The following is a 1,611-nucleotide window of genomic DNA, read 5'->3' as shown; positions in this document are numbered from 1 at the left end:
GGGGCTTCCCCCTGTGAGAGTAGGACGTCGCTAGGCAATAAAGGCAGTCAGCTGTGTGCTGGCTGTTTTTTTTATTTCATATAAAATGTTTTTAAATTTTTAATTTGAAGTAAAGTTTTTTATATAGATCTCCATAAATTTTATAGTATAGAGTAAATCTATTATGGGTACGTAGAAACTTTATGAAAGTTGGAAGTGTTAATTGAAATGATATAACCAATTCATGTTATATAATATTTTCTCATTTGTAAAAGAGGACACCAATCTATGAAATTGTTCCAATATCCTAAATACTAAAGTAATTCCTTTTTCAGTAATAGTTTGATTTCGACACTAAAATACAAATTTTAGTTCTAATCGTCAATTTCGATTCTTATAATGTAAAGATTACGAAAAAAGGAGAGGGAATATGTGGATTGATGGTGTGTTTTCTGGGGGAGGTTTGAAGGGCTTTGCACTCGTGGGAGCTTATCAAGTACTAGAAGCTGAAAATTTCCGTTTTAAACGTGTGGCTGGTACAAGTGCTGGAGCAATCTTAGCTGCGTTCATTGCTGCAGGATATAGCGGTAGAGAAATTGAAACTATGCTAGAAGAGTTAGATGTACCTTCATTACTCGATTCTAGAAGAACAATATTACCTTTCCCTTTTATGAAATGGATAAATGTTTATAACCATTTAGGTCTGTATAAAGGAAAGGCATTAGAAAAGTGGTTCTTCAAAAAATTGGCCGAAAAAGGCGTCTATACTTTTGGAGATCTACCCAAAGATTCACTAAAGCTAGTCGCTTCAGATATAACTAATGGTAGAATAATTGTATTGCCAGACGATTTATACAAATACCAAATAGATGCCAATAATTTTTCAGTTGCTTGTGCTTTACGTATGAGCTGTGGTATACCATTTTTCTTTGAACCGGTTACATTAAAGACAGGCAAAGGTGAGTCGGTAATTGTAGATGGAGGTGTTTTAAGTAATTTCCCTTTATGGATTTTTGACGATCGGGAGGGGAGAAAAGTACGACCCATTTTAGGACTTAAATTAAGTAGACGGAGAGAGGAACAGTGTCCTCATGAAATTAAAAATGGATTAAATTTATTTGAAGCATTATTTTCAACTATGAAAGATGCACATGATGAAAGATATATATCAAGAAGACATGAAAGAGATATTATTTTTATTCCTGTAGAAGATTACAGTGCTACGCAATTTGATTTAAATGAAGAAACAAAAGAAACACTCTTAGAAATAGGAAGGAATCGTACCATTCAATTTTTAAGAAACTGGCCACGACTAAGATTATAAAAAAAGATTTATAAAAACTATTGACCATTGAAAATAAGCATGTTATTATATAAAAGTTGCTGTTGAGATATGCAGCTACTAAAATATAAAAAATAAAATAACTGTTTGACAAACATTATAAAACATGTTATTATATAAAAGTTAGCTCTTAGCAAAGTAGCGAACATCAAATGAACCTTGAAAACTGAACAAGCAAAACGTAATCAATAAAGTTTTAAGTAGCTAGCTAGCTTAGCTAGTGAACGAAACAAAATTTTGGACATCAAAATTGATGCCAGCAAAACAATTTGAGCTAATCAAATTTCTTT

1 protein-coding gene is annotated in these 1,611 nt (G+C 32.0%); it reads left to right on the top strand.

From position 1 onward, the window contains the following. The first annotated feature begins 409 nt into the window (after positions 1–409). Positions 410–1,303 carry a patatin-like phospholipase family protein gene (locus AC1Q6O_RS22885; protein WP_008181694.1) on the top strand — a complete coding sequence of 298 codons (894 nt, stop codon included), beginning with the start codon at positions 410–412 and terminating at the stop codon, positions 1,301–1,303. The last annotated feature ends 308 nt before the right edge of the window (positions 1,304–1,611 follow it).

Source organism: Lysinibacillus sp. GW823-FHT06C08 (assembly GCF_058795135.1).
The sequence above is the reverse complement of the archived record's forward strand: the minus strand, read 5'-3'. Positions and strand labels throughout refer to the sequence as shown.